Annotated in this window: 14 protein-coding genes; 10 read left to right on the forward strand and 4 right to left on the reverse strand. The window is 60.3% G+C overall.

Features of this window, described 5'->3' with window-relative positions; all coding sequences use genetic code 11:
- Positions 1 to 93: 93 nt before the first annotated feature.
- The 5 genes from LB516_RS21430 (at position 94) to LB516_RS21450 (ending at position 6,746) form a co-directional block, all read left to right on the forward strand.
- Positions 94 to 1,989, forward strand: coding sequence for an ABC transporter ATP-binding protein (locus LB516_RS21430; protein ID WP_140619042.1), 1,896 nt, complete (start codon positions 94 to 96; stop codon positions 1,987 to 1,989).
- 26 nt (positions 1,990 to 2,015) lie between these two features.
- A complete protein-coding gene (locus LB516_RS21435) occupies positions 2,016 to 3,884 on the forward strand; it encodes an ABC transporter substrate-binding protein (protein ID WP_411969416.1) in 1,869 nt (622 codons plus the stop codon).
- A 2-nt stretch (positions 3,885 to 3,886) separates the two neighbouring features.
- Positions 3,887 to 4,885, forward strand: a complete 999-nt coding sequence (locus LB516_RS21440; protein ID WP_023767396.1) for an ABC transporter permease — start codon at positions 3,887 to 3,889, stop codon at positions 4,883 to 4,885.
- Positions 4,882 to 6,063 (forward strand): ABC transporter permease, encoded by a 1,182-nt coding sequence (locus LB516_RS21445; protein ID WP_140661348.1) that lies wholly within the window; start codon positions 4,882 to 4,884, stop codon positions 6,061 to 6,063. The genes LB516_RS21440 and LB516_RS21445 overlap by 4 nt, the downstream gene beginning before the upstream one ends.
- A gap of 203 nt (positions 6,064 to 6,266) precedes the next feature.
- Positions 6,267 to 6,746: a class I SAM-dependent methyltransferase gene (locus LB516_RS21450; protein ID WP_140722172.1), complete on the forward strand. Its 480-nt coding sequence runs from the start codon at positions 6,267 to 6,269 to the stop codon at positions 6,744 to 6,746.
- A 115-nt stretch (positions 6,747 to 6,861) separates the two neighbouring features.
- Here LB516_RS21450 and LB516_RS21455 read toward each other — a convergent pair whose 3' ends face one another.
- Entirely contained in the window at positions 6,862 to 8,277 is a 1,416-nt protein-coding gene (locus tag LB516_RS21455; protein WP_140722169.1) for an adenylate/guanylate cyclase domain-containing protein, read from the reverse strand.
- Positions 8,278 to 8,408: 131 nt separating this feature from the next.
- Here LB516_RS21455 and LB516_RS21460 point away from each other — a divergent pair, with 131 nt between their 5' ends.
- The 3 genes from LB516_RS21460 to LB516_RS21470 all read left to right on the forward strand — a co-directional run bounded on the left by LB516_RS21460 (position 8,409) and on the right by LB516_RS21470 (position 11,826).
- Positions 8,409 to 9,308, forward strand: a complete 900-nt coding sequence (locus tag LB516_RS21460) for a hypothetical protein (protein WP_224720322.1) — start codon at positions 8,409 to 8,411, stop codon at positions 9,306 to 9,308.
- A 73-nt stretch (positions 9,309 to 9,381) separates the two neighbouring features.
- On the forward strand, positions 9,382 to 9,903 hold the full coding sequence (locus LB516_RS21465; RefSeq protein ID WP_140661350.1) for a GNAT family N-acetyltransferase: 522 nt from the start codon (positions 9,382 to 9,384) through the stop codon (positions 9,901 to 9,903).
- A 543-nt stretch (positions 9,904 to 10,446) separates the two neighbouring features.
- Complete coding sequence (locus LB516_RS21470) at positions 10,447 to 11,826, forward strand: hypothetical protein (RefSeq protein ID WP_140661352.1); 1,380 nt, start codon at positions 10,447 to 10,449, stop codon at positions 11,824 to 11,826.
- 22 nt (positions 11,827 to 11,848) lie between these two features.
- On the opposite strand, the gene LB516_RS21475 is transcribed toward LB516_RS21470, so the two are convergent.
- Positions 11,849 to 13,612 (reverse strand): adenylate/guanylate cyclase domain-containing protein, encoded by a 1,764-nt coding sequence (locus tag LB516_RS21475; protein ID WP_140619028.1) that lies wholly within the window; start codon positions 13,610 to 13,612, stop codon positions 11,849 to 11,851.
- A gap of 239 nt (positions 13,613 to 13,851) precedes the next feature.
- Here LB516_RS21475 and LB516_RS21480 point away from each other — a divergent pair, with 239 nt between their 5' ends.
- Both LB516_RS21480 and LB516_RS21485 read left to right on the forward strand, forming a co-directional pair.
- Complete coding sequence (locus LB516_RS21480; protein WP_181174553.1) at positions 13,852 to 17,151, forward strand: ATP-binding protein; 3,300 nt, start codon at positions 13,852 to 13,854, stop codon at positions 17,149 to 17,151.
- 19 nt (positions 17,152 to 17,170) lie between these two features.
- Positions 17,171 to 17,851 carry a redoxin domain-containing protein gene (locus tag LB516_RS21485; protein WP_140619026.1) on the forward strand — a complete coding sequence of 227 codons (681 nt, stop codon included), beginning with the start codon at positions 17,171 to 17,173 and terminating at the stop codon, positions 17,849 to 17,851.
- A 126-nt stretch (positions 17,852 to 17,977) separates the two neighbouring features.
- Here LB516_RS21485 and LB516_RS21490 read toward each other — a convergent pair whose 3' ends face one another.
- Together LB516_RS21490 and LB516_RS21495 are read right to left on the reverse strand one after the other, a co-directional pair.
- Positions 17,978 to 19,048: an adenylate/guanylate cyclase domain-containing protein gene (locus tag LB516_RS21490; RefSeq protein WP_140722166.1), complete on the reverse strand. Its 1,071-nt coding sequence runs from the start codon at positions 19,046 to 19,048 to the stop codon at positions 17,978 to 17,980.
- A gap of 3 nt (positions 19,049 to 19,051) precedes the next feature.
- The gene (locus LB516_RS21495) at positions 19,052 to 19,546 is read right to left on the reverse strand and encodes a Rab family GTPase (protein ID WP_140661355.1); all 495 of its coding nucleotides are present in this window, start codon (positions 19,544 to 19,546) and stop codon (positions 19,052 to 19,054) included.
- Positions 19,547 to 19,551 lie beyond the last annotated feature (5 nt).

Genomic DNA, 19,551 nt, shown 5'->3' on the forward strand with positions numbered 1-19,551 from the left:
ACCCTTTCGAATCCAAGTTGCTCTAAGCCTGCAATACGCTAGTCTCACTTTCTGGTTTGCCGCCCGGCAGGCCGGCAAAGTGGGCTGGTGAGAATGAATTCGGGCGTTGATCTGCTGCGGGTCGAAGATGTTGGCATCTCTTTTGCCATTATCGGGGGACCCTTGCATGCAGTCAGGCGGGCAAATCTTCGCGTCCTTCCCGGCAAGGTTACCGCGCTTGTCGGCGAGTCCGGTTCCGGAAAATCAGTTCTCAGCCAGGCAGTGATGGGCATTTTGCCGAACACAGCCCATGTTCGTGGCCGTATCCTGTTTTCCGATCCTGAAAAGCCCGGCACGACACAGGATATCCTGCAGATGCCGCGCGATGGACCCGAAATCCGGGCGTTGAGAGGCAGCCGCATCGGCAAGATCTTTCAGGAGCCGATGACATCGCTTTCGCCGCTGCACACGATCGGCAACCAGGTCAGCGAATCGCTGCAGATCCATACGCCCATGGCTCGGGCAGAGCGCAAGGCGCGGACCGAGGAAATGCTCAGCCTTGTCGGCTTTCCCAATCCCAAGCGCGCCTATGACATGTATCCATTTGAACTTTCGGGAGGATTGCGTCAGCGCGCCATGATCGCCATGGCGCTTATCTGCCGGCCCGCCCTGTTGATCGCCGACGAGCCGACGACGGCGTTGGACGTCACCATCCAGGCGCAAATCCTGCAACTGCTGCGCGAGCTTCAGAGCAAGCTGAATATGGCGATGCTGCTGATCACCCACGATCTGGGCGTGGTCGCCAATGTCGCCGACGAGGTGGTCGTCATTTACCATGGCGAGATCATGGAAGCGGGACCTGTCGAGGCGATATTCCGCCGGCCAGGTCACCCTTACCTGAAGGGCCTGATGGCAGCCGTTCCGCATTTCGACCTGAAGCCTGGTGAACGGCTAAAGGCGCTGCGCGAGGTGCCGGTGAATGTCGAGAACCTGCTTGGCAAACAGACGGCGCCGGCATCGAAGGGGCCGCACGACATCCTGCTATCGGTCAGGGACCTGACAAAAACCTTCACCATCCGCAAGTCGGGATGGTTCGGCGGCGATCATCAAACCTCAGTTCGCGCCGTGGACGGCGTGAGCTTCGATATCATCCGGGGTGAGTGCCTGGGTCTGGTCGGCGAAAGCGGCTCCGGCAAAACCACCGTCAGCAAGATGCTCATGCGAGCTGTCACACCTAGCGGCGGCTCTGTGCTTTTCAATGGCCGCGATGGACCGATCGATGTGTTGGGAGGCGACAGAGCCGCCCTGCGCCTGCTGCGCGCGAAGATCCAGATGGTATTTCAGGATCCGGTTTCATCGCTTTCACCTCGCATGACGGTGGAGAACATCTTGAGCGAGCCGTTGGAAATCCATCAACGAGGTAATGCCGCGTCCCGACTAGCCACGGTGAAGAGCCTTATGCAGGCAATCGGGCTCGATCCGCGCTTCATCAAGCGCTATCCGCACAGTTTCTCCGGTGGGCAGCGTCAGCGTATCGGCATCGCGCGCGCGTTGGCGCTGGGGCCTGAACTGCTGATTTGCGACGAGCCGGTTTCGGCGCTCGATGTCTCTGTCCAGGCGCAGATTCTGAACCTCCTGAAGGACCTGCAGAAGGAACTGGGCCTGACTTACCTATTCATATCCCACAACCTAGCGGTGGTGGACTACATGGCAGACCGCATCGCGGTGATGTGCGGGGGGCGTATCGTCGAGCTTGCGCCGCGCGAAATTCTGCTTAGGAAACCGGTCCATCCCTACACGCGCTCACTGGTCGCCGCAGTACCCTTTCCCGATCTCGACAGGCCAATGGATTTCAAGACGCTGAAGCTCAGCGGTGCTTCCGACAAGAGCGCATGGGGACCGCAATTCCGCGACGAGGGCGACGAGGATGTGCTGTCGCCGCTCGACCTTGGCGGCGGCCACCTCGTGCTGGCCCGACGTTCGGCCAATGTCAGCGAGCTACGATCTTGATCAGCCGGCGCACTGCCCTTGGGCTCATGGCTTCGGCATTTGTGCCGGGCACGTTACGCGCAGGCGATCTGGAGCCGGAGTTTCTTCAGCCGCAGCTCACGGCCAGGGCGCTGCCGGCACTCGCCGAACGCCTGCCCAAGAGCCCGCGCGTATTGAATCTGGCTGCGATGGGCCGGCAACCCGGCCAGTATGGCGGCACGCTGCGCACGATCATCGGCAGCCAGAAAGATATCCGGATAATGACGATCTATGGGTATGCTCGCCTGGTCGGCTATGACGAAAAGCTTAACATGCAACCCGACATCCTCGAAAGTTTCGACGTCGCGCATGATCGTGTCTTCACATTCAAGCTGCGGGTAGGACATAAATGGTCTGACGGCAGCCTGTTGACGTCGGAAGATTTCCGCTATTGCTGGGAAGATGTCTGGCTGAACGATGAGCTGTCGCCAGGCGGGCTTGCTCCGGGCCTGGTGGCAGATGGCAAGCCGCCACGCTTCGAGATCGTCGACCCGTTGACGGTCCGCTACAGTTGGGAGGCGCCAAATCCCGACTTCCTGCCCAAGCTCGCTGCTGCCTCGCCGCTATCGCTTGTTCTGCCGGCCGCCTATCTCAAGCAGTTCCACAAGAAATACCAAGATCCGTTCCGGCTCGCCGGCCTAATGACGGAGAACCGGGTCCAGAAATGGACGCTCCTGCATATCCGCATGTCGCGGCAGTATCGCCCGGAGAACCCGGAGTTGCCGACGCTCGATCCCTGGCAGAACCGGACCAAGCCGCCGGCTGAGCAGTTCATCTTCGAGCGAAATCCGTTCTTTCATAGAATAGACGAGAATGGCAGGCAGTTACCCTATGTTGACCGGTTTGTCTTGAATGTCAGCTCATCGGCGATCATTTCCGCCAAGACCGGTGCGGGTGAGAGCGACCTGCAATGCATGGGCATCGACTTCGCCGATTACTCTTTCCTGAAGGATACGGAGAAGCGTTACCCGGTGAAGATGCATCTGTGGAGACGCACACAGGGTTCCCGGCTGGCGCTGCTGCCCAATCTGAATTGTGCCGACAAGGTATGGCGCAGCCTTTTTCGTGACGTGCGCGTGCGCCGCGCCCTTTCCCTCGCTGTGGACAGGCGCGAGATCAATTTGGCAGTATTCTACGGATTAGCGCGGGAAAGTGCCGATACGGTCCTGCCGGAGAGCCCGCTCTACCGGCCGGAATTCGCGAAGGCCTGGGTCGCCCATGATCCCGACCAAGCCAACGCGCTGCTCGACGAGGTCGGGCTTCAAAAACGCGACGATGATGGCCTGCGTGTACTTCCGGATGGACGCCCGGCGCAGATCATAGTGGAAACGGCCGGCGAAAGCACGCTGGAAACCGACGCGCTCGAACTCATCACCGATCACTGGCGTCAGATCGGCATCGCCCTGTTCGTCCGCACTTCGCAGCGCGACATCTTCCGCAGCCGCGCGCTTGGCGGCCAGATCATGATGTCGATGTGGTCGGGCATCGACAATGGCGTGCCGACCTCCGACATGAATCCGTACCAGTTGGCCCCCACCATCGACGACCAGCTGCAATGGCCGCTGTGGGGCGCTCACTACCTGTCTCGTGGCACGCTCGGTGAGGCGCCCGATCTTCCGCCTGTGGTCGAGTTGATGGCTCTGCTCAAGCGCTGGAACGCATCGACCGAGGCCGCGGAGCGCGCCGAGATCTGGAATTCAATGCTGTCGATCTATACCGATCAGGTGTTTTCGATCGGCACGGTGAACGGAACGCATCAGCCGGTTCTGGCGTCCTCACGGCTGCGCAATCTGCCTGACAAGGCCCTCTACGGCTATGACCCGACCGCCTATTTCGGTGTCTACATGCCCGATACATTCTGGCTTGGAGAGTCCTGAGCGTGTTTCGATATATTGTCTGGCGCATTGCTGTGATGGTTCCAACGCTGCTGATCATATCGGCCCTGGTGTTCACGATCATCGAGCTCCCCCCAGGCGACTATTTCGATAGCTATGTTTCCGAGCTTCGGGCCCAGGGCGAAGCGGTAGATTCCGACCGCATCCAAATGATGCGGAAGGAATATGGTTTCGACCAGCCGCCGGTCATTCGCTACTTCTACTGGGTGGGCGGGATGCTGCACGGCGATTTCGGCTATTCCTTCGAATATGAGCTGCCGGTTCGCGACGTCGTCGGGGACCGAATGTGGCTGACCGTGCTGGTTTCCTTCGTCACGATCATCTTCACCTGGCTCATCGCCTTTCCGATCGGCATGTACTCCGCCACTCATCAATACAGTTGGGGCGACTACGGCCTTACTCTGTTCGGGCTTCTCGGCCTGGCCATTCCGAATTTCATGCTGGCGCTGATCCTGATGTATTTCGCCAATATCTGGTTCGGCACCTCCATCGGTCATCTCATGGACCCGCAATATCTCAGTGAGCCAATGAGCTGGGCCAAGGCGAAGTCGATCCTCGCCCATCTGTGGATCCCGGTCTTGATCATCGGCACCGGCGGCACGGCAAGCATGATCCGGCGCCTGCGCGCCAATCTGCTCGATGAGCTTCACAAGCAATATGTCGTGACCGCGCGCGCCAAAGGCCTTCATCCCTTCAGGGCGCTCGTCAAATATCCGCTGCGCATGGCACTAAATTTCTTCATTTCCGACATCGGCTCTATCTTGCCGGCCATCATCTCCGGTGCCGAAATCACCGCGATAGTGCTGTCTTTGGAAACGACGGGGCCGATGCTGATCAGAGCGCTGCAAAGCCAGGACATGTATCTGGCAGGGTCTTTCCTGATGTTCCTTGCCTTTCTGACCGTGATCGGTGTCCTGATTTCCGACCTGGCGCTGGCGCTGCTTGATCCACGAATCCGTTTGCAGGGCGGCAGCACCAAATGAACAAGCAATCGCCCCTGCCCGCTCCGGGTGCCCCACTGCAACACTATGTTTCCATCGCGCCCTTTGACCTGCAATCGGTCGAGGCGATGACGGCCGAGCAGTCGAAGGTCTTTCAGGCGTCGCAGTTGCGGCTGATGTGGTGGAAATTCCGACGGCACCGGCTTGCTCTTGTATCCGGCATATTTCTGGCAGCGCTCTATTTCGGGATACTGATCTGCGAATTCATAGCGCCCTACAATCTGCACACGCGCAACATGGACTACATTTATTCGCCGCCGCAGCGGGTACACCTGTTCCACAACGGCCAGCTTGTCGGGCCCTTCGTCTATGGTCGCCAGATGACGCTGGATATGGACACACTCAAGCGCAACTACATCGACGAACAGGATGACGTTCAGCGGATTCGCTTCTTCTGCAAAGGCGACAGGTACCGGTTCTGGGGCCTCCTCGAAGGTGACAGGCATTTCTTCTGTCCTGCCGAAAATGGCCAGCTCTTTCTGGCCGGCACGGACAGGCTGGGGCGCGACGTGCTCTCGCGTATCATCTATGGCGCACGCATTTCACTAACAATCGGCCTGGTCGGCATCAGTTTCAGCTTCCTGCTTGGCATTGTCATAGGCGGACTGGCTGGGTATCACGGCGGTATCTTCGACCTGATCGTTCAACGGATAATCGAAGTTCTGCAATCGATCCCCAGCATTCCGCTATGGCTGGCTCTGGCGGCGATCATGCCGATAACTTGGAGCCCAATCCTGATCTATTTCGGCATCACCGTCATCCTCGGGCTGCTCCACTGGACCGGACTGGCGCGGGCCGTGCGTTCAAAGCTTCTGGCCTTGCGCGAGGAGGATTACGTTCTGGCGGCACAATTGATGGGCGCCAGCAGCAGCCGCATTATCCGGCGGCACCTCATCCCCGGCTTCATGTCGCATCTGATCGCGACCGCCACGATCTCCATACCCGGCATGATCCTGGGCGAGACGGCGCTGAGCTTCCTTGGGCTGGGCTTGAGGCCACCGACAACCAGCTGGGGCATCCTGCTAACCGAGGCGCGCAGCGTCAGCGTGATCGCGTTCTATCCATGGCTACTTTTGCCGATGCTCCCGGTCGTTCTCGTCATCTTGGCGTTCAACTTCCTCGGCGACGGCCTGCGGGACGCCGCAGACCCCTACAAGTGAGATCGCTATTCAGGCGGCACGCTGTGCCGCCTGTTCCACCCGTTATGATCCCTGCGGCCGTACTTGTTGCAGTGTTCATCGTCCGCCCTTATATGTGCCGACACTCAATCGAGCTTAGCGCGTCGCCTTGGGGATGCACTCGTGAACAGGTCGTGTCGCGGGCATAGCCGATCTCTTGATCTGGTTCAGGATACAAAAAGCATATGAGTCGTCTCGAGAATTTCATCAGCAGGATGACAGCACAGCGTGACATTCTCGATCACGTCTGCCCCGAGGTGGCGAAGATGGAAGGGCTGGTGCTCGAGCTCGGCCTCGGCAATGGCCGGACGTTCCACCATCTGCGCGAGCGCCTGCCCGGGCGCCGGATCGTGGTGTTCGACCGCGAAGTCGGCGCACACGCCAGCTCAATTCCCGAAGCTGAAAACCTCGTGCTCGGCGAAATACGCGAAACCGGCCGCAAGTTCATTGGCATCGAGGCCGCCCTTGTTCATGCCGACATCGGGACCGGCTATGATGATCGCGATGCAGTGACCGCTACCTGGCTTCCCGATCTGGTTGCGAGCCTGCTTCGCGTTGGCGGCTTCGCCGTCAGCGGCACGCCGCTCGATCACCCGCTGCTGCAACGCCTTCCGGCGCCGACGTCGGAGCCTGCCGATCGTTATTTCCTCTGCAAGCGCTTGTGAGCGGCCGAGAGCGCTCTACCATAACGCTGCTCCAGCTCTTTGTTTTAACGCAGTTCCCAAGCGAGAGCGCTACGCGCTTTCCCCGGGAAACGTTTCACGCTCATCCTGCAATTCCTCAGGGGATTGTATACACCGCGATCTCCCGCTCGATGCCGCGCAGCGAGACTTCGTGAGGCACGGGGGTCAGCGCGTTCCTGTGCAACAGGTCGGCGGTGAGATTGTCGTCAACCACCGCGCGGGTGGCGAAGATCGCCTGTGCGTTGGCCAGGTTCTGGACCCGTGAAGCAATGTTGACCGTCTGGCCGAAATAGTCCTGCCGCTCGTTCATGGACACGGCGATGCAAGGGCCGGCATGGACTCCGATCTTGAGCAGCAGGTCCTCGCGGCCGCTTTTTCCGTTGAGCTCACGCATGGCATCGCGCATCCTGAGGGCCGCGGCCACCGCACGATCAGGCGTCGCGAAGGTCGCCATCACCGCATCACCGATCGTCTTCACCACCGCGCCCGCCTCCGCCGCGACGATCTCGTGCAGCACCTGGAAATGCTCGCGCACCAGATCGAAGGCTGACAGATCGCCGACCCGCTCGTAAAGCTCGGTCGATCCGCGCAGGTCGGTGAACAGGAAGGTCAGGCTGGTGATCTTCAGCCGCTGGTTGATATCGAGCGTGTCCGTGCGATAGAGATCGCGAAACGTCTGGTTGGTGAGCAAGCGCTTGGCGGTCAGGAAGGGCCGGCGCTTGCCCAGGAAATCGTGCAATGCGTGGCCGGCGATGAAGACCGTCGGCAGCACGCGGGTTTCGGTCCTGTTTTCCAGGGAAATGCGCAAAGGGCCTGGTTGCATCTCCAACGTCTGGTTCTGGACATGGTCGCGGTCGAAAACCAAGGAGAGGCTTCGGCGCTCTTTTGTTGGTTCGCCCTTAGCGTCGATGAACTGCGCTGAATGCGTGACCGGCTCGAACACGATGACGAATTCAGGCGGAAGCTGTATGGGCAACACCGCCTTTTCACCGGGCGCAAGCTCGATATCCTCCAGCGAGAACGCTTCCATCTTCTCCGCCAAATCTTCTTCCGGCAGGTCGGCGCCGGACGCCAAGTAGATCTGGCGGAAATATTCCACCAACGGCAGTTCGTGTGGAGTGTGGGCGGCAATCTTGCGTATGCGTGGACTGACGGTGAATGTCACCTCGACCATCTCGTCGAGGGTTGGCGAATAGCCCTCGGAGCAAAGCGCGCAGGTGTATTCGTCCTTTTGCATGGTTTTCAGCGTGGCGTTGGTGTCGAGCACGCCGCCGCAGCCCGGGCATAGAACATTCCAGGAAATGTCGAAGATGCCCACCCGCGCCGCATGGAGAAAGGCGCTGATGGTGCGTTCCTCGTCGAGGCCATTCTTGCTGGCGAAGGCCAGCCCATTGATGCGGCAAAGCTCGCGGTCCTTGCCCTCGGCGATGGTTCGCCGGATCGCATCGATTGCCTGCGGTTCGACATCGGTCGATTGCCGCAAAAGTGAGAACAGATCCTGAGCTTCGGTCATGGTGCAGGCTCCGGAAAATTGCGCCCCGAGGCGTATTGGCCGGACCGGGCTTCGGTCCGCGCACCCCATCTTACGTCGAAAGGGATCGAACGGCCATTCGAATGGATAGATCTGATGACAGCTCAATTTGCATGCGGCGGATTTTCACCGGCCGCAAGCGGCACTATGATGGGTGCATGGGGCATTCATCTGTGGGGCTTTCTCCCGTGCCGACATCCAACAACCCGCCACTTCCCGCGTCGCTACGGCTTTTCTCGGCTGGGGTCATTATTGTCCTCATCGTCGGCGCCGGCCTGTTTTTCGCGCCTGCGCTGGTCAAGCCGCGCTGGCCCTGGCCCGTCACGCCGTTCAGTGCCCGCTTTCTCGGCGGCTTCTACACCGCCGAAATGGCAGTGATGGCGGCGCTCTTATTCTGGAATCGCTGGTCGCCGGGCAGGCTCGTGCTGGTCATGGCGTTCATCTTCACCCTCATAGTGTCGGTGGTTTCGTTGATCAATCTCGGCTATTTCGACTTCGAGCGAAAAGCGGCCTGGCTCTGGTTTCTGGTCTATCTTGGTTCGGTCGCCGTATCGGGGCTGTTCCTGTGGCGGGCCAGGGCCCGTCAGCCAGCAAGTGGCGTGACCCCAAGCCCGGCATGGCGCAGCTACATGTTGGCGGAAACGGCGGTCCTTTGCCTCTATGGCTTGGGCATGTTGCTGTTTCCCGCTATGGTCAGCAGCACCTGGCCATGGACGGTCGATCCCTTCCACGCCCAGGTCTACAGCGCCATCTTCCTCGCCGGCGCTGGCGGCACCTACCTTATTTGGAAAAGCGCGCCGCGCGAAGAATTGCTGGTGCTAGGCCTGGCGCAATTTCTGGTCGGCCTGCTTTCCATCCTTGGCCTCGTCATCACCGACGGCGCGGTGCACCGGATCGACTGGACGGCGGCCGCTACATTGAGCTGGCTCGCCCTTTTCGGCTGGATCGGCATCAGCGGCGCCTTAAAACTCTACACCGGCTTTCGGTATTTTGGTTTGCATTCGACAGCATAGGCGGCAGAGACGGCTGGATTTTCAGGTGACGTCCGGTGCATCGTGAGGGGCCGATACATTTCGCCAGGAAGCCATGACCAGCACGACCTCGCCATCCGAGAAGATCCAGCCGCAGCTCCGGGCCGTCCGGCGAAGCGATGCGGAGGCGCTTTGCGCGATCTTCAACATGCCGGGCTTCCGCTGGGGCACGTTCAGGATGCCCTTCGAGACGGTGGACCAGGTTGAGCGGCGCATCGCCAAGTCCGGCCAGGAAGACACCTGGATCGTCGCCGAATTGGACGGCAAGGTCGTCGGCCATGGCAGCCTGGTCGTGCAAAGCTCGCCGCGCCGTTCACATATCGGCGAAATCAATATCGGCCTAGACGACGGCTTTGTCGGCAAAGGTATCGGCTCTGCCATCCTTGGCGCGCTGCTTGACGTGGCCGACAACTGGCGCGCCCTGAAGCGGGTCGAATTGAGCGTCTATGCCGACAACGAACCGGCCATCCACCTCTACACCAGCCACGGCTTCGAGGTCGAAGGCCGGCATGTGAAGGCCGGTTTTACCGACGGCCAGTACCGCGACCTCCTGAGTATGGCCCGGCTGCGGTTCTAAGATCCGCTTTTATCAACGCTGCTGGCGACACGAGCGCGGTCGACAGCAGGTATCCTCGGAGTGCCGGGACCGCGACAACACGCAATCTGAGGCTCATTGCATCGTCCCCGACAGCCTAGTTTATGGCGTTGACGTAGACAATTCGTGCCGGATCCGGGTAGTGGGTCAGTTTGAAATTCAAGTATGTCAGCACGTCATTTGCCGAACGCCAGAACCTCACCGTGCGGATGCACATGCGCCGCTTTACGGGCCTAACCGTTGAATTCGTTTTGGTGTGGGCCGCTATTTGGACGGGGCTCGCGCCATCGCTACTTGGAAACCGATTTTCGCTGCTATCAAAGGCGACTGCGACCAGCCACCGTCATGGCTCGACCGGCATCCTTCCGTCACTTTGGTCGGAGTCTTTGCAGCTACACTGGCAATGGTCGAAGCGACGCATGTAGCAGTCTACTATTGGACGATCTGGCGGTTGATTTCAAACTGACCCACTACCCGGATCCGCTCTCACTTGGCGTTTGCCCCGCAAGCGGCTAGACGGGACCGATGACCGACGGCTTTGATCCAACCCCTGCGCCTCCGGCGGAAATTCTGGCTGTACTGTCGCTGCTCTGCCCGGAAGTCGTGCGTGACATCGAGCAGAACTGGAATGCTCCCGTTTCCGACTACGCCCGCCATCTGTGGCGGCCGGTGGCAAGGCCAGTATCAAGCCCGGCGATCGCTGCCCGCTCGATCCTGCGCGAAGTCTTGCATCAGCGCCTCGGTGTAATTATGCAGCCTCAGCAGATCGGCAACGCCCTCGATGAGTTTGAGTACAGACCGGTGATTCAGTCCGGTCTGCACTGCCTGCTTCTGATGGACCGGACCACCTTCGATGCCCTCCTGTTTGCCTGGCTCGGCGCGGTCGAAAACGGGCTGTCAGCCTTCGTCGGCTTCATGGGAACGACGATGACCATGGAGACAATTGGCCGGGAGGGGCCCGGGTGGCTCGATGTCGGTGACGACAAGGTCAACCTGTTTGGCATGGGGCGCCACAAGCTGTGCCGCAAAAGCGCCTGCGCAGCCGGTCCCGTCTCCCTCAACAAGCGCGCGCTCGAAGCGGTGGGCGATGAGACGGATGCCAGCCGCTGGCTAGGTACACTGCTTGCCCGCCAGGATAAGGTCTTTGGAACCGCCGCCGATGCCATGACAGCGCTGAACGAGGATCTGGTCGCCAACTGGGATCGCTCCGGCATGGCCCTGCCGGTTTTCATCGATGATCGCCTCGCCGCGGCTGCCATGGCGCGGCATCTACAATATGACGGCGGTCTTCTTTCCAGGCTGCTCATCGAACCCGCAAGACGCCGGCGTCTCGAACATGCCTTGCAAGAGGCCGCATCGGGCCCATTCGGCAGGTTCCTCCCCAATGCCACGGACTATTTCTGGGGCATCCGCGAGGAGCGCGTGCGCAAGCTCGTTCTTGAGGACGGGACCCTGATCGAGCTTGATAAGCCGCATGGTCTGTCCATCCCCTTCGAGCGGCCGCATCTGAAGCAGGCGCTGCTTGACGGCGTGCTGCTGCCGAACTTGTTCCTGACGTTCCTGGTTCTCGCCATCTTGCCGCGGGTGCGGGTTGTCGGCGGCCTGAGACAGATTGGCTATGTAGCGCTTTTCCACTCGATCCTCCTAGCTGCGTTGGACGAAACCGCACCGGAAGAGCGTGATCTGGCTGCGGAGCTGCAGGTAAGGGAAAATGCTTGGGGCACCCGGGTCATCGATGAAAAGATTTCGGTCCGCGAGCAGCTTGCCGGCCTACCGGAAGGGGCGCTCTTCGCGGACCTGCTCCGGCAATACCGTTCGCGGACATTTGCCGAGGCCACCGACAACCTGAAGCTCGTCCGCGAAAACGCGCGATGGCGCAAGATCGGCCAAGCCTACAGCGTCTGATCCGGACGCCTGGCCTCACTTGTTATTGCTCAATACCGGCCTTGCGGAGCCCCTCCACCATGAGTTCGAAATCGGCAGGGTTCTTGTAGGGCAGGATTTTGCGACGGTATTCCAGCGAATAGTCGGGATTGACGCGAAGCACGTCCCGCCATGCCGCTTGGGCCTCGGCGAAACGGCCCAGCTGGCCGTAGCTGGCGGCCAGAAGCGCCCGCGATACGTCGGTGACAGCGTTGCGAGCCAGCCGTTGCAGCAAGAGGTCAGCGGCCTCTTCGTACCTTCCAAGTTGAAACAAGGCCAAAGCTTGAAAGTGGAGAAGCACATCCGGGAAATATGGATTCAAGAATTTCCCCCGGGCAAAACTCTCGAGGGCGTCTTCGGATCTGCCCGAATAGTACAACGCCTCGCCGAGGGCAACGTGCGCTTCGGCGAAGTTCGGATTGAGGACGAGCGCGCGCTCGGCCTCGTCGACGGCCCCATCGTGTCGCCGTGTGTACAGCTTGACAATAGCAAGCGCCCAGTGCGCCCAGGGATCGCTGCCATCCAGCATTACCGCTCGCGTTGCGGCCTCGTCCGCTTGCGCCATCGATTCGGGCGGCGACGCACCCCAGCGGTTCAGGTAATCGATGCCGTGGGTAAGGGCCAGGAATGCGTGGGCAGAGGCAAATTTCGGGTCCAGTTCGATGGCACGTTGCAAGAGGTCGCGAGCCGCGACGTTCGTCTCCCTCGTCAGCCGGTGCCACAGCTCCCTGCCCCGCAGGAAATAGTCATACGCCTCCGTATTGCGCGGGTACTCGGGCGCCAGCCGCTGCCGATCGCCCGCGGTCAGATTAAGCGACAGCGCGCCGACGATCTGTTGCGTCACGTCGTCCTGCACGGCGAATATGTCGGTCAGGTCGCGATCGAACCGCTCCGCCCAAAGATGGCCGCCCGAAGTTGCGTCGATGAGCTGCGCGGTGATGCGCACCCGGTTCCCTGACTTGCGTACGCTACCCTCAAGAACATACCGCACGCCGAGTTTCGTGCCCACCTCCTGCACATGGACGTTCTGGCCCTTGAAGGTGAACGACGAATTGCGTGCGATGACGAAGAGCTGCGACAGTTTGGACAGGGCAGTGATGATATCCTCGGAGATGCCGTCGGCGAAGTAGTCCTGTTCGGCGTCACCGCTCATGTTGGCGAACGGCAGCACGGCGATCGACAGCTTCGGCGGCACTGCCGTAGCCGGCCGGCTAGTTGCGCTTTCCGGGATCGCGGTCCCAGCGCTGCCAACTTGTAGCGAATAGACCCGGATCGGCTCGGCGATGTTCTTGAGCTGTGTGCTGCCGAGATCGCTGACGGAGAGGTCGAGCCTGGCCTTGACCTGGCGATAGGCATCCTCGGACAGGCAGATGGCGCCGGCCGCCGCGAGTCCCTCCAAACGCGACGCGATGTTGACGCCGTCGCCCATCAGGTCGCCGTCGCTTTCTTCGACCACATCTCCCAGATGGATGCCGATCCTGAACTCAATACGGCGGTCTTGCGGCACGCCGGCATTGCGCTCAACCATACCATTCTGAACCTCTATGGCGCAGCGCACGGCATCCACCACACTGCGGAACTCAACCAGGGCCCCATCGCCAGTGCGCTTGATCACCCGGCCGTGGTGCACTGCGATGATCGGATCGATCAGGTCGCTGCGCAGTGCCCGCAACCTCGCCAATGTACGATCTTCGTCCGCGCTCGCGAGCCGGCTATATCCGACCACATCCGCAGCTAGAATTGCGGCTAGCTTACGATTCTCGCTCAAGGGTCCGTCTCCTTATCTTCACGATAGCAGGAAGACCGAACCAAGAGGGAACTTTTGCAACCGACAGCCACGCAGAACCGAATTGGCTGCGCGCGCTGTCACAGGCCCACCCGATCGCCCGATGCCCATTTGCGCTGCCACTTGCCCATCCACCGCTATGGGTTCATGCTTGTGAATACACCGGCCGGGAAATGCGTAGGGAGAACACGCCGTCGCGGCCCCTAGTGAGGTCTGGCTCGATGGACTGCGCAGGCTGCGGTTTTGAGGTTGAGGGCGGTTACGCTTTCTGTCCGAGGTGTGGCAAGCGCCAGCCCGTGCCATGCGCCAGTTGCGGTTATCCCTGCGCATCTGATTTCGGGTTCTGTCCGAAATGTGGGGCAAGCGTCGGTGCGCCGGCAAAAGCCGTCGAACGGCTTGCTCCGACACCAAGCCGAACCATTGTGCCGCCCTCTCGAACTCCGTCGCTGCTTGCGAACATTGACAACGACGAAGGGCTGCAGCCCATCTCTGACGCCGATCGCCGGACGGTAACCGTCCTCTTTGCCGACCTTTGCGGCTTCACGACACTCAGCGAGCAGCTCGACCCTGAGGTCATGCAAACGCTACAGAACGAGCTGTTCAAGGAATTGACGGCGGCGGTGCAAAATTTTGGTGGGTTCGTCGACAAATTCATCGGCGATGCACTGCTCGCTTTGTTCGGTGCGCCGGTCGCGCATGAGGACGATCCGGAACGCGCGCTTCGCGCCGCTCTCGACATGATCGCCCGGACGGCGCGGCTCGGCGAAAGCACCCCCCACTCCGGCTCGCCTCTATTACTTCATATCGGCATAAACACTGGCCCCGTCGTTACTGGACGATTAGGCATCGGCACCGCCAAATCCTATTCCGTGACCGGCGACACGGTGAATACAGCACAACGCCTGCAATCGCTGGCTGCACCGGGAGAAGTGCTGGTAGGCGAACTCACTCACAGGCTGACCCGGCATGCCTTCTCTTACGAGTCGATGGGTGATGTCGTGCTTCGCGGCAAGGCTGGCAGTGTGCTCGTTCATCGATTGGATGCACCGCTTGCGGAGCCGCGTGCAGCGCGTGGGCTCGAGGCGCTCGGCCTCAGCGCGCCGATGATAGGTCGCGGTGCGGAGCTCAACAGAACGCTGGCGAGCCTTGACCAGGCGTGCGGCGGCACGGCCCAACTTGTCCGCCTCGTCGGAGAAGCCGGTATCGGGAAATCGCGGCTGGTGAAGGAGTTCGTCGCCCGTGTCGGCGACGAGGACCGTTTTCGCAACGTCGCCGTGCGACAGACCACGTGCTCACCACTGGGCGAACAATCATTTGGCGCCCTGGGGGCAGTGGTGCGCAGTGCTGCCGGGATGATGCAAAACAACGATGGGAACGATATGCGGGGGAAGCTCTCAGGCTTGCTTGCCGATCTCGGCCTGCAGGGCGAGGAGGCGAAGCGGCTGATGCCTTTGCTCTACCATGTGGTTGGGCTTGGCGACCCGGATGCCACCTTGCAGCATGTCGAACCCGAGCAGCTACGGCGGCAAATCTTCTACGCGGTCCGCACCATCATCGAACGGCGGCTTGCGTTGTCGCCGCTGTTGATTGTCGTCGAAGATCTGCACTGGGCCGACGCCGTTTCGCTCGAGGCACTACGTTTCGTGATGGACAGGTTGGAACGCACGCGGTTAATGGTGCTGGTCACGCATCGCTCGGCACCGGAGAGCGGCCAGCTCGACTCAGGTCGGGTCAGTCAAACGGCGCTCAGGCTTTCGCCGCTCAACGGCGATGAAGGGCGCAGCCTGCTGGTGGCGCTTTTCGGCGAGAGCTGGGTAAGCTCCGCAGCAGGGCTCGTCGATCAGATCCTCGACCGAGCGGGTGGCAACCCTCTTTTTGTAGAGGAGATTGTTCGCGGCCTTGTTGATCGCGGTGTACTGGTGCGCGAGGGGCAACGATGGCGGACCGTAGCAGGCGAAGTCGCAACCGACATTCCCGCCACTATCCAGGCAATGTTGCTTGCTCGCGTCGACCGGCTGCCACAAGAGGTGCGCCGGTTGGCCCAGGAAGCCGCGGTAATCGGCGCGCGCTTCGATGCCACCCTTCTGAAGACCGTGACAGCCGACCCCGCCCGGCTAGAAGCAGGCTGCGAACTGCTTTGCGATGCGGAAATCATCGAGGAAGTTGCCGGATCAGGCTCCATCTCGTCGCAAAGCTACCGCTTTACGCAAAGCTTGTTGCAGGACGTGATCTACCAGAATCTGCTCCGGCAACGCCGGACCGAAATCCACGGGCGGATAGGTGCTGCCTTGGAGCAACTGTGCGGCGATAATCCGGAACGGCTCGAGGACTTGACCGTGCTCGGTCACCAGTTCGCACAAAGCGCCGAGCGGGAGAAGGGCGCGCATTACCTGCAGGCGGCCGGCGATCGCGCCCGCATGATTTACGCCAACGACGACGCCCTTCGTTTCTACGAGCGAGCACTGACTGCGTTGGAGGCGACCGGGCAAACACCGCTCAAACTGAAAATTGCCGAGCGCATTGCCGATTTGAGCGGCTCGGCGGGCCGCCGCGAGATCGCGCACCACCACTACGAGGCGGCCTTGCAGGCATACCGTGAGTCGGCTGATCGCGTAGCCTCTGCGCGCGTTTTGCGTAAAATCGGTCGGCTGCTCTGGGACGTCGGCAAGCGGGACAAAGCAGAATTCCGCTACGCTGAAGCGGCAGCGCTCCTCGAAGGAGCGGATGCTCCGGTCGAGCAGGCGCATCTCTGGCAAGAACGTGGCCGACAGGCGTTCCGTAGCGGAGATCACGCTCTCGCGGCAAAATGGGCAGACGCGGCGTTGGATTGCGTACGCACTCGCACCACGGAGCATGTCTCCGAGGTGGGGCGTGATGCCACTCTTGTGACCGCCGAGGCACTCAATACCAAGGCTGTCGCACTGGCTCGCCTTGGACGAAACCGTGAAGCCGTGCGTCAGGTCGAGCATAGCATTGAATTGGCCGAAGCCGCCGGTCTGCTGGGCGCGGCCTGTCGCGGCTACACCAATCTAGGCGTGCTTTACACGACCATCGATCCCGCACATGCGATGGAGGTCTGTCGGCGCGGTCTTGAAGTCGCGCGCCATATTGGGGATTTGGGCTTCCAGGCGCGCCTTCTCGCCAATCTGGCGGTCGCTTGTTGTACTTTCACGGATCGCTGTCCAACAGAGGGCGTGCCTGCTGCCGAGAAAGCTATCGAGATCGACCGCGCACTCGACCAGCGAGAGCACCTGCCGGTGCCGTTGCTTGTGCTTGGGCAAATCCACCAGTGCAACGGCCGTCCGGAACTGGCCCTTGGCTTGTTCCACGAGGCACTGGAGGTAGCGCGCGAAACGGGCGAACCCCAACTGCTGTTTCCGTGCTATGATGGTCTGGCAACGCTTAATCTCGACCTCGACAATCTTGCCGAGGCAGAACGCTACTTTTCCTTGGCGCAGGGTATATGCGCCCAGCACGGGCTCGACCCGGAAGCGCTTGTGGTGCTGCCCTTTCTCGATTAGCCGGGGTTGGAGGTTGGAAATGTCCGCGCGTAGTGACTTGGTACCGCTTCAACTGGGCGACCGTGCGCCGAACTTGGTCCTCGACGCCATTACCCAGGATGGCAAGATCGCGCTTGACGACTTTCGCGGACAAAAACCGGTGCTGGTTGGTCTGTTTCGAGGTCTGCATTGTGCGTTTTGCCGGCGCCATATCGCCGCTCAGGCGCGGCTTGATCCGGAGCTGCGCGAAAAGGGCGTGGAGAGCCTGACCGTGGTCAACACACCGATCGAACGGGCTCGTCTTTATTTCCGCTACCACCCGATGCCGACTCTGCTTGCGGCCTCGGATCCTGAACGCGCTTCGCATCGTGCTTTTGGGCTGCCCAATCTCGAATTCACCCAAAACGAGACGAACTGGCCGTACAAGGTTTCGATCGCAGCCGCAAAGGATATGCTGGTCGACATGCCAAGCGAGTTGCCCGGTCCAATGGATCCTTTTGCGGCCACCGAAATCCTCAACAAGAGCGATAATTATGAAGTGACCGAAGCCGACGAGCAGATGATGGCGACGGGACACGGACAACTGATAGGCCAGTTCCTACTGGACCGGCAAGGGATTGTCCGCTGGAGCTTCACGGAGGTGCCAGAAGGTGGGCGATACATGTTTGGGGCGCCCAACCCGCAAGAGCTGATGTCAGCCGTGTCCCAAGTCGCCCAATAAGTTTTTCGGAAGACTGCATTGCAGCCATCTGCAATGCGGACAAGAAGGCCACTATCGGTCAAAACTTCGCGTTACAGCTTGGGGCTTGAGATGAATGGGCCTAGGATCGGCACTGCTGCGCGGCAATCAGGCCGGGAGCCGCCACATTCGCACACGACCGGTACCACGCAATTCCGTTTCCTCGAGTGGGTCGCAAGCAAAATTTGGTCCAAGCATTTGGCGAGTTGCATCCGAAATGCGGATTTCATCGGGCTCCGCGGAGGTTTGAATACGCGAGGCGAGATTAACCGTCTCGCCCCACAGGTCATAGGCGAACCGCCTCTTGCCTATGACGCCGGCGACGATGGGCCCTGAGTGAATTCCAATTCTGAGTCTCAGCGGTTCTCCTGCGAAGCGTTCGCGCTTGACCGCCTTACGCAGCTCAAGTGCATAGCGCGCGAGTGCCTTCGCATGATCGGCACGCGCGGTGGGCAGGCCAGCGACCACCATCACACAATCGCCGATTGTCTTGATCTTTTCGCAGCCGTATCGTTCCGAGAGCCGATCCGCCGCCTTGAAGAAGTAATTCAAAATTGCGAGTGTCGTTACGGCTCCGACGCTCCGCGCTCGTTCTGTGAAACCGACTATGTCGGCAAAAAGCACACTCACTTCTGCATGGTTGTCAGCAATTTTTTTGTGCGCCTTTAGCCGCTCCGCGATGGACGCAGGAAGAATGTTGAGGAGCAGGGTTTCGGCGCGATGGTATTCACGCGCCAACCCCTCCTGGCTCTTCCTCAACGCCTCGTTCGTCGATTGTAATTCCTTGTTGAGTTGACGCTCCCTCTCTTGCAGGAGGGTCATTTCATAAGCCTTTTGTTGAAGCCGCTGCCTATTGTCGCGTTCGGCAGTCGCGTCAAGAAAGAGCAGCCACACGCAGGCATTGTCAGCAAAAAAATGAAGGTCAGCGACACGCCCGCTGGGCAGTTCGACCATGGCAATGTGAAACGGAAGCTCCGGGCAAGGCAGCAAACCTTCCATGAATTCAAGCTGCTCGGCAACAGGCTCGCCAATGCGAAGCGAGGAGAGCCCGTAATGCTCAACATTACCGCCCTTCGCAGCCACGCAAAGCTGAGGGTCGATTTTCAGATACGCGACGGAGTTCCCATTGTAGAAGAAGTTGAAAATCCAACTGCTAACTTCTTTGGGCAATCCGTGCATGGTCTACTTGGTTACCATCAAGGCAAGTTGACGAAACGCATCATCGACATTCTCACCCGAGAGTGCACTCGTGAGATAGATTTGCCATCCACGCTGCCTGAGTTCGTTGATATCACCATCCGATATTGCCCACCGATCGGCCAGGTCGGATTTGTTGATCAGCACTACGAACGGCATTGCGCCGAATTCGGCCTCGGCCCGTTCCCGCAGCGTGAGCGCCACGGCAAGTGTCGCAGCGCGGGTTCCATCGACGACTAGCACAAGCCCGGTTGCACCTCGAACATAGCTGACGCGGAATGAGCCGATGTCGTCTTCGCCGGCCAAGTCCCACAAAATCAGATCGACGGTTTTATCCGGGAGTGCGACATTCTTCTTGTCGATTTTCACTCCCACCGTGGTCAGGTAGGTTTCTGAAAAAATGCTTTGCACAAACCTGCGAACCAGGCTCGTCTTTCCGACGGCGAACCCGCCCAGCATGCAGATCTTTCTTTGCACCATCTTGG

The sequence above is a fragment of the Mesorhizobium sp. CO1-1-7 genome (assembly GCF_020164885.1).
Lineage (GTDB): Bacteria > Pseudomonadota > Alphaproteobacteria > Rhizobiales > Rhizobiaceae > Mesorhizobium > Mesorhizobium australicum.